Origin of the sequence: Dysgonomonas sp. 37-18 (assembly GCF_001899125.1) — a bacterium.
GTDB lineage: Bacteria > Bacteroidota > Bacteroidia > Bacteroidales > Dysgonomonadaceae > Dysgonomonas.
Window position 1 is genome coordinate 1 of the sequence record NZ_MKVC01000039.1, and the last position, 8,707, is coordinate 8,707.

Sequence of the window (8,707 nt, forward strand, 5' to 3'; positions counted from 1 at the left end):
TTGTGTGCTGCAAAATTCATTTTGCGATGCACTCAACATACCTTGCTATTTGCCCAAATGCAAATACTTTTTGCCCATAAAGGGCATCATCCTATCCCGAAAAATTCGGGATATAAGCCTGATTTATATCAGGCATTTTTTGAATGTCGGAACAAAATTAAAAACCGATATGAATCCTCTTTGACGTTTCATGCAGCAAAGTTATAACCTAAAATAATCAATTGAAAATCAATAAATATAGACAACCATAGACACAAGCTGCCACCTCTCGAAAACATAGTGTAAGTATGAAAAAGATAGATTTTATTTGCTGTCAGAAAATCTTTGAATATCTGTTTTTGTAAATCTTTTCTTATGTAAATTCTAAGAAAAATGAGAAGTCTAGAAGTCGATTATGTACAGTCTTAAAACAGTAATGTCGTACAGAAGTAGCGTATCACTTTTTCAAAAAAGAAGAAAGTCGAAAAAGAAAATATTGAGATAGAAACAAAAGCAATAATTGAAAAAAGTATTACAACGAAACAATAGTTATCCGGAGCAATAAAAAAATAATTGGCTAGAGAAGTATCGCAGTAGGGATACGAACAAATAAATATTTGAAAACTAAAATAATTGATGTTATGAAAAAGGATGAAAGTAAAAATGAAGTTAAGTATGTGGCATTCAGTACACAAAAAGGAGGAGCAGGAAAAACTACTCTTACAGTTTTGATAGCTTCTTATCTTCATTATGTAAAGGGATACAATGTAGCAGTGATAGACTGCGACTATCCGCAACACTCAATTTCTCAAATGCGGGAACGGGATTTTAAAATGTGCGAAAACGATGAGTATTACAAAGGGATGCTGTATGAACAGTTTATCCGTTTGGATCAAAAGAAAGCATATCCCGTAATTGAGAGCAGTACAGAAAAGGCATTAAATGATGCCGATGCACTTTGTGGGAACGCTGAATATGATTTTGTGTTCTTCGATTTGCCCGGAACGATGAACAATCGTGATTTAGTCTTAGCTCTTGCCAGTATGGATTATATTATCGGTCCCATTGCTGCCGACCGTGTGGTGATGGAAAGTACCCTTAACTATATGATAGCAGTGAGAGATAATATTCTCAACTCCGGCAAATCGAATATCAAAGCCATGCGTTTGCTCTGGAATATGGTCGATGGTAGAGAAAAGTCCGAATTATATGAGGTTTATGAGGGAGTAATCAAAGAACTAGGATTCTCTGTGCTCCAGACCTTTATCCCTGATAGTAAGCGTTTCCGCAAGGAGCAATCTATCAGTCATAAAGCACTGTTCCGTTCAACCTTATTTCCTGCGGATAAATCACTGGTCAAGGGCAGCAATATAGATGCTCTTAGTGATGAAATGCTGGAGTTGCTAAAATAATGTGCCATGGCTAAGAAAGTAGATACATCGACGTTTGATCCCGATTTTATTATCGGTCAGATCAAGCCTGATAACCGGGATATTCTGCTCCCATCGGAATCAGAGCCAATATTGGAAGAAAAGATTTTGCCCGAACAAGAAGGTATCGCTAACCATCCACCTCAAGAGGTAAGAGAATCACCCTCTCGTCGTAAGCGGGGGCAACAATCGGCAGGCTTCAAAGAAACATTTCTGAAACGCAACGAAATCAAAACTCGGCAGTGTGTTTATATCAGTCATCGTGTGCATTCACTTATTGTAAGATTGGTACGAACATTAGTTGAATCGGGAAATGAAGTAACACTTGGTGGCTACATAGACACTGTACTGGAGGAACATCTCAATCAGAATAAAGAAGAAATAAACCAACTCTACCGCCAAGAACGTGGCGATCTGATATAAATCAAAAAGAAAAAATATGGTAAAGAAAAGAAAACGTATCGTTTCTCCCGACCAATATAAAAAAAGATTTTTTAGAGAAACGTCAATAGCTGCACGAAGCGGAAAAACGGTTTATATCTGTAAAGAGCATCACGAGAGAATCATTAAGATACTCCACGTCATCGCCAAGAATGATGTTTCCCTATTCAGTTACATCTACAATGTTTTGGAACATCATTTCACTACTTATCAGGAAGATATAACTGAACTGTATGATAATAATATCGAAAAAGTATTTTAAACTAAAAGAAAACAATATGAAAAGGAGAAGAAAAATTAATCGAAAAGTTACTCTTGTTGAAACTTCTAACGTAGTAACTCCAATAGCGGTCCAACAATATGAAGCTTGTTTTTTTAGAGAAATCCAAAATAGAACCAGAGATAGAAAAGTAGTCTACATCCGAAAAGAGTTCCACGAACGAATTATGAAGATTGTACAAGTTATCGGCGAAAACGATTACACCTTGTTCGATTATCTTGATAACATATTGGAACTCCATTTTGATACTTATCAAAACGAGATTACCGAACTGTATCGCAAAAAGAACACGGATATATTTTAGCCATGAAACAATACATTATATCAGCCATCGTGCTGTACGCATTGTTTGTTGTCCTTTACTTGCTTCGGGAGCGGATGCTGAAACGAAGAAAGAATGCGATGAAAAAGCCTGCTTTCAACCCATTTCATGCAGCACCAAAAGAAGATATTATCGGCAAAAGTAAATTTGACCTGAGACAATCGAGGACAGAAGCTACCACTCTGATTAATAACGAAAAAGAGAAAGAAAATGCTTCTATATTTGTCGAGAAAGAAGAAAAAAAGACCTCGGCAGCAATCCCTTTGGATAAACTCGATGAAGTTTTTTCGACAGACAATAGAACGGAAGATAATTCGGATGAAATCAATTTAGAGATTGAGAACACTCCCCCCGAATTTGAGACTGACAATGATTCTGACGAAATAGACGAAGAGGAAACAGAAGATGCAGATACCGAAGGGAGAGCCGGGGTTTCAATGGCGTTGGGACTTGACTTCAATAATTTGGCGAGTATGGTGCGAACGGTAGAGACTCCCGACAATGCAACATCCGAAGAAAAAGAAGAAGCCGGACGGGTATTAGTCGAGATACGAAAGACCGATATGTTTGAACAGGTTGTATCGGGTGAACCTAAAAAGAAAGTGGTCGTATCCTTACTTATGGATGACTATTTCGCTGCCTTTCATCGCAAACAACAAGACGCTGGAGAATTGGAGGAACCGACAGTCAGAGCACCTAAAGAGTTTGATGTACGCGGATTTGCGTAAAGTAGCTAACAATTAAAACAAAAGAGTATGAAGCAAAAAGACTATGGCTAGCGTGAATGTGCGTCAGCCAAACAAAAGGGTCTGCGACCCCCACTAAAAAATCAAAGTTAAACAACATTATTCATTCAGTACAGGGGACTATTCCACCCCCTGTACTATTATCAAAAATCGTATGACAAAGAAAAAATTTCTTCTGTCAGCAGCCTTTATCATGGTTGCTGTATCATCTGTATTCGCACAAGGTAACGGTATCGGAGGTATTACCGAAGCCACCAATATGGTGACTTCGTATTTCGATCCGGGCACAAAACTCATCTACGCCATCGGTGCAGTTGTAGGACTCATCGGAGGAATCAAAGTCTATAATAAATTCTCTTCAGGTGATCCGGACACCTCTAAAACTGCTGCTTCGTGGTTTGGAGCGTGTATCTTTCTGATTGTTGCCGCCACTATTCTACGCTCTTTCTTCCTGTAAGGGTCTCAGACCCCTTTATTATTCATTAAATACGAATAAGAAAAATGGAGTATAATATTAACAAAGGCATTGGCAAGAGCGTGGAATTTAAGGGTTTGAAAGCACAATATCTTTTCATCTTCGCAGGTGGTCTACTGGCTGTATTCATCGTATTTGTTGTGATGTATATGGCCGGAGTAGATCAGTGGGTATGCATCGGTTCCGGTGTTATCGCTGCTTCTGCACTGGTATGGCTGACTTTCAACCTGAATGCGAAATACGGAGAACACGGACTCATGAAGTTGCTCGCCAAACGGCAACATCCCCGTTTTCTGATCAACCGTAAAAATTCCCGTCGCTTGTTCCAATACCCCAAAAAGAAGGAGGTACGGAATGCGTAATACACTAAAAGCAGCTACCATCGAAAGTAAGTTTCCCTTGCTTTCAGTTGAACATGACTGCATCATCAGCAAAGATGCGGATATAACGGTAGCTTACCGTGTCGATCTGCCGGAGCTGTTCACTGTTACGGGTAGCGAATACGAAGCCATACACTCAGCTTGGACGAAAGCGATCAAGGTATTGCCCGACTACTCGGTTATTCACAAACAGGATTGGTTTGTCAAAGAGAACTACAAACCCTCAACCGATAAGGAGAACATGAGTTTTCTATCCCGCTCATTTGAGCGTCACTTCAACGAACGTCCTTTTCTGAACCATACTTGCTTTTTGTTTTTGACCAAAACGACAAAGGATCGGATGCGGATGCAAAGCAATTTTTCATCGCTCTGTCGAGGGTATATCATCCCCAAAGAGGTCAATAAAGAGATGGCAGTATGCTTTTTGGAAGCAGTCGGACAGTTCGAGCGTATCTTAAACGATTCGGGATTTATTACCCTGACACGTATTGCTTCAGACGAAATAACGGGAACGGAAAAAGAAGCAGGGCTGATTGAAAAATACTTTGCCCTCTCATTGGAAGATACCACTTGTCTGGAGGATCTGGAGTTAGGAGCGGACGGGCTACGCATTGGAGATAAAACGGTATGCCTGCATACCATTTCCGATGTGGAAGATTTACCGGGAACAATCGGAACAGATATGCGATACGAAAAGCTATCTACGGATCGGAGTGATTGCCGTTTGTCGTTTGCCTCGCCTGTGGGATTGCTCTTATCCTGTGACCATGTATATAATCAGTACATATTTCTGGACGATTCGGCAGAGAACCTGCGGCAGTTTGAAAAATCTGCCCGTAATATGCAATCGTTATCGAAGTACAGTCGTGGAAACCAAATAAATAAAGAGTGGATCGACAAGTACCTGAACGAAGCCCATAGTTTCGGATTGACTTCTGTTCGGGCACACTTCAATGTAATGGCATGGTCTGACGATGCGGAAGAACTCAAAAATATCCGTAACGATGTCGGCTCACAATTGGCTCTCATGGAGTGCAAGCCCCGCCACAACACAGTGGATGTCGCTACACTCTATTGGGCTGCGATGCCGGGCAATGCGGGTGATTTTCCGAGTGAAGAAAGTTTCTACACGTTTATAGAACCTGCTTTGTGTTTCTTCACAGAGGAAACGAACTACAAATCTTCTCCTTCACCTTTTGGTATCAAGATGTGTGATCGGGTTTCTGGGAAACCCATCCATGTGGATATTTCCGACCTGCCCATGAAGCAGGGAATTATCACGAACCGCAACAAGTTTATCTTGGGGCCTTCGGGTAGTGGTAAGTCTTTTTTTACCAATCATATGTGTCGCCAATATTGGGAACAAGGTACTCATATCGTGCTTGTGGATACGGGAAACAGCTATCAGGGATTGTGTAATTTCATCAACCGCCGTACCAATGGAGAAGATGGGGTGTATTTTACATATACTGAAAAAAATCCCATCTCATTTAATCCTTTTTATACCGACGATGGGGTCTTTGATATCGAGAAAAGAGAAAGTATCAAAACCCTGATAATGACTTTGTGGAAGCGAGATAATGAACCACCCACACGCTCAGAGGAGGTTGCTTTGTCCAATGCGGTCAGTCTGTACATAGAACGTATAACGATTGATGAATCGGTTATACCCTCCTTCAACTCGTTCTACGAATTTGTCAAACTGGACTATGCTGCTATCCTTGATGCCAAACGTGTCCGGGAGAAAGATTTCGACCTTGCCAACTTCCTCAATGTGCTTGAACCCTATTACAAGGGTGGCGAATATGACTTCCTGCTGAACTCTGAAAAACAACTCGATTTACTATCTAAACGATTCATAGTCTTTGAAATAGATGCGATTAAAGATCACAAAATTTTGTTCCCGATTGTAACGATTATTGTTATGGAAGTTTTCATCAATAAGATGCGTCGTTTACAGGGCATCAGAAAGATGATATTAATCGAGGAAGCGTGGAAAGCGATAGCTAAAGAAGGTATGGCAGAGTATATTAAGTACCTTTTTAAGACCGTTCGAAAGTTCTTCGGCGAGGCAATCGTTGTCACTCAGGAAGTGGACGATATTATCGCTTCGCCTATTGTGAAAGAGAGTATTATCAACAACAGCGACTGTAAAATTCTCTTAGACCAACGTAAATACATGAACAAATTTGATAGCATCCAAGCTTTGTTAGGGCTGACCGAAAAAGAAAAAAGTCAGGTGTTATCCATCAATATGTCCAACAATCCGAACCGAAAATACAAAGAAGTCTGGTTCGGATTGGGCGGTGTTCAGTCGGCTGTATATGCCACTGAAGTGAGTCTGGAAGAGTATTTTACGTTCACAACGGAAGAAACGGAGAAGCTGGAGGTTGCTCGGAAAACCGAAGAGTTGGATGGTAATATTGAGTTGGCTATAAAACAAATAGCTGAAAGTAAACGCAAGTAAAAAACGAAAAGCTATGTTCAGTTCAAGTAATATAACCGATCCTTGTTCCACTTCTACAGACTTTTCCATGCGGGAGATTACGGGGCGTTGGGTAAGTAGAGACGGTGCACCTGCGATAAACATATACCGCAACATCTCCCGAAAAAAGGGAGGCATCCGCCTCTGTCTTACATACAACAACCCGCTGGTAGTCTGTGATTGTACGGTCTACAACGTATTCGGTCTGCATTACATTGAACTGTACGAGCGTATCGAGATTGCTTATGACCGGGAGCAAGAGATCCTGCACCTTTCCGCTTTCGGAGAGTATGTCCGGGAGGAGGGTTAGCTCATTTGGGGCTACCTTCGACCTTCGGACGGTAAAACGAGTAATAACAATTAAAAATAACGAATATGAAGAAAATACTTTTCTGCCTTGTGGCACTCATGGGACTGTGCACCTATCAGGTAAAAGCACAATGGACGGTGATCGATCCCTCGAATCTGGCACAAAATATTATGACTGTTTCCAAAACAGCCACAACAGCCAGTAATGTGATTAACTCTTTCAAGGAGATGCAAAAAATCTACGATCAGGGAAAACAGTATTATGACAAATTAGAATCGGTACACAATCTGATCAAAGATGCCCGCAAAGTGAAAGAAACAGTAGAGCTAGTCAGCGAAATATCGCAGATCTATTCTACCAACTTCAACAAGATGCTATCCGATAGGAATTTTAGCGTCAACGAATTGGAAGCCATATCGAACGGATATGCCAAGCTATTGAATGAAAGTGGTAATCTGCTTGCGGATATAAAGAATGTCGTTTCCCTCTCCAACGGACTTTCGATGACCGATGCCGAGCGTATGTCAATCATAGATGATATACACGCCAAGATGCTAGAGCATCGCAACCTTGTCCGCTACTTTTCCAAGAAAAGCATTTCGGTGTCTTTTATCCGTAGTCAGGAAAAAGGAGATATGGAGCGAGTTAAAAGTTTGTATGGTAATCCATCCGATAGATATTGGTAATCATGACACTGCTTGCAATAGATTTCGACAATCTGCATCAGCTTCTGAGGAATCTGCATCAGGATATGATGCCCCTTTGTGGTGATATGGTCGGTGTTGCTAAAGGAATAGCCGGACTCGGTGCACTCTTTTATGTAGCTTCCCGTGTATGGCAAGCTTTGGCACGGGCAGAACCGATAGATGTATATCCACTGCTCAGACCTTTTGTCATCGGACTCTGCATTATGTTCTTTCCGACTTTTGTACTTGGTACTATCAACGCCGTTATGTCTCCTGTCGTAAAAGGAACACATACCATATTGGAAACACAAATGACAGATGTACATGGTTTGCAAGCCGAGAAAGAGCGATTGGAATACGATGCACGGCTGCGTGAAGGAAAAGCATGGCTGGTCGATGACGAGGTGTACGACCAAAAGATGAAAGATCTCGGAATTACGGATGCTGCCGAAATGATCTCCATGTGGGGAGAACGAACCTGGTACGATATGAAAGTGTGGTTCCGCCAACTGATCCGGGATTTCTTCGAACTGCTGTTCAATGCCGCAGCCCTTACCATTGATACCCTGCGAACGTTTTTCCTTGTGGTCCTGTCAATATTAGGACCTCTTGCCTTCGCCCTCTCTATTTATGACGGTTTTCAATCCACGCTGACCAATTGGATTTCCCGCTACATTTCTATCTACTTGTGGCTACCCATTGCCGACCTATTCTCGGCACTACTCTCCAAGATTCAGGCACTTATGCTGCAAATGGATATAGATATGTTGAGAGATCCGTCCTATGTACCGGATGCCAGTAACGGTGTATATATTATTTTCTTCATCATCGGCATTATCGGATATTTTTCTATTCCGAGTGTGGCGGGTTGGGTTATTCAGGCAGGTGGCGGTAGTGCTACCCGTGGAGTAAACACAATGGCGAGCAAAGGGGCTGCAATGGCAGGAGGTGTTGCCGGAGCTGCGGCAGGGAATGTCGCCGGTCGCCTGATGGGTAAGGAATAATGAGTCACACTGTATTCATTTATTAATTCAAAATAAAACGAACAAATGGAGTTCAAGAGTTTAAAAAATATAGAAACATCATTTAGACAGATACGCCTGTTTGGCATTGTCTTTGTCTGTATGTGTGCCGCCATTACGGGTTACTCGGTATGGTCGTCGTACAACTTTG

At 41.4% G+C, this 8,707-nt stretch carries 11 protein-coding genes and 2 pseudogenes; all 13 read left to right on the forward strand.

Translation table 11 applies throughout. The annotated features are described in order from the left end of the window. The coding region (locus tag BGO84_RS14190) for a hypothetical protein (RefSeq protein ID WP_291030156.1) at positions 1-207 on the forward strand (207 nt) is incomplete at its 5' end. A 413-nt stretch (positions 208-620) separates the two neighbouring features. Further along, positions 621-1,391: an AAA family ATPase gene (locus tag BGO84_RS14195; RefSeq protein ID WP_291030157.1), complete on the forward strand. Its 771-nt coding sequence runs from the start codon at positions 621-623 to the stop codon at positions 1,389-1,391. Positions 1,392-1,397: 6 nt separating this feature from the next. After that, positions 1,398-1,832 carry a DUF3408 domain-containing protein gene (locus BGO84_RS14200; RefSeq protein ID WP_291030159.1) on the forward strand — a complete coding sequence of 145 codons (435 nt, stop codon included), beginning with the start codon at positions 1,398-1,400 and terminating at the stop codon, positions 1,830-1,832. A gap of 55 nt (positions 1,833-1,887) precedes the next feature. Next, positions 1,888-2,112 (forward strand): annotated as a pseudogene (locus tag BGO84_RS14205) (DUF3408 domain-containing protein); the annotation flags it as partial. Beyond that, complete coding sequence (locus BGO84_RS14210) at positions 2,084-2,434, forward strand: DUF3408 domain-containing protein (RefSeq protein WP_366246708.1); 351 nt, start codon at positions 2,084-2,086, stop codon at positions 2,432-2,434. The pseudogene BGO84_RS14205 and the gene BGO84_RS14210, both read left to right, overlap by 29 nt. A 2-nt stretch (positions 2,435-2,436) precedes the next feature. After that, positions 2,437-3,180 carry a hypothetical protein gene (locus BGO84_RS14215; protein WP_291030162.1) on the forward strand — a complete coding sequence of 248 codons (744 nt, stop codon included), beginning with the start codon at positions 2,437-2,439 and terminating at the stop codon, positions 3,178-3,180. 172 nt (positions 3,181-3,352) lie between these two features. Next, positions 3,353-3,655: a DUF4134 domain-containing protein gene (locus tag BGO84_RS14220; RefSeq protein WP_006844193.1), complete on the forward strand. Its 303-nt coding sequence runs from the start codon at positions 3,353-3,355 to the stop codon at positions 3,653-3,655. Between the two features lie 44 nt (positions 3,656-3,699). Beyond that, positions 3,700-4,035: a DUF4133 domain-containing protein gene (locus tag BGO84_RS14225; protein ID WP_291030163.1), complete on the forward strand. Its 336-nt coding sequence runs from the start codon at positions 3,700-3,702 to the stop codon at positions 4,033-4,035. Further along, positions 4,028-6,520 carry a TraG family conjugative transposon ATPase gene (locus tag BGO84_RS14230; protein ID WP_291030165.1) on the forward strand — a complete coding sequence of 831 codons (2,493 nt, stop codon included), beginning with the start codon at positions 4,028-4,030 and terminating at the stop codon, positions 6,518-6,520. Before BGO84_RS14225 ends, BGO84_RS14230 begins: the two co-directional genes overlap by 8 nt. A 13-nt stretch (positions 6,521-6,533) precedes the next feature. Continuing rightward, entirely contained in the window at positions 6,534-6,848 is a 315-nt protein-coding gene (locus tag BGO84_RS14235) for a DUF3876 domain-containing protein (protein WP_291030167.1), read from the forward strand. Positions 6,849-6,913: 65 nt separating this feature from the next. Continuing rightward, positions 6,914-7,534 carry a DUF4141 domain-containing protein gene (locus tag BGO84_RS14240; protein WP_291030169.1) on the forward strand — a complete coding sequence of 207 codons (621 nt, stop codon included), beginning with the start codon at positions 6,914-6,916 and terminating at the stop codon, positions 7,532-7,534. Positions 7,535-7,536: 2 nt separating this feature from the next. After that, positions 7,537-8,538 (forward strand): conjugative transposon protein TraJ, encoded by a 1,002-nt coding sequence (gene traJ, locus BGO84_RS14245; protein ID WP_291030170.1) that lies wholly within the window; start codon positions 7,537-7,539, stop codon positions 8,536-8,538. A 45-nt stretch (positions 8,539-8,583) separates the two neighbouring features. After that, positions 8,584-8,707, forward strand: a pseudogene (locus BGO84_RS14250) (conjugative transposon protein TraK); the annotation flags it as partial.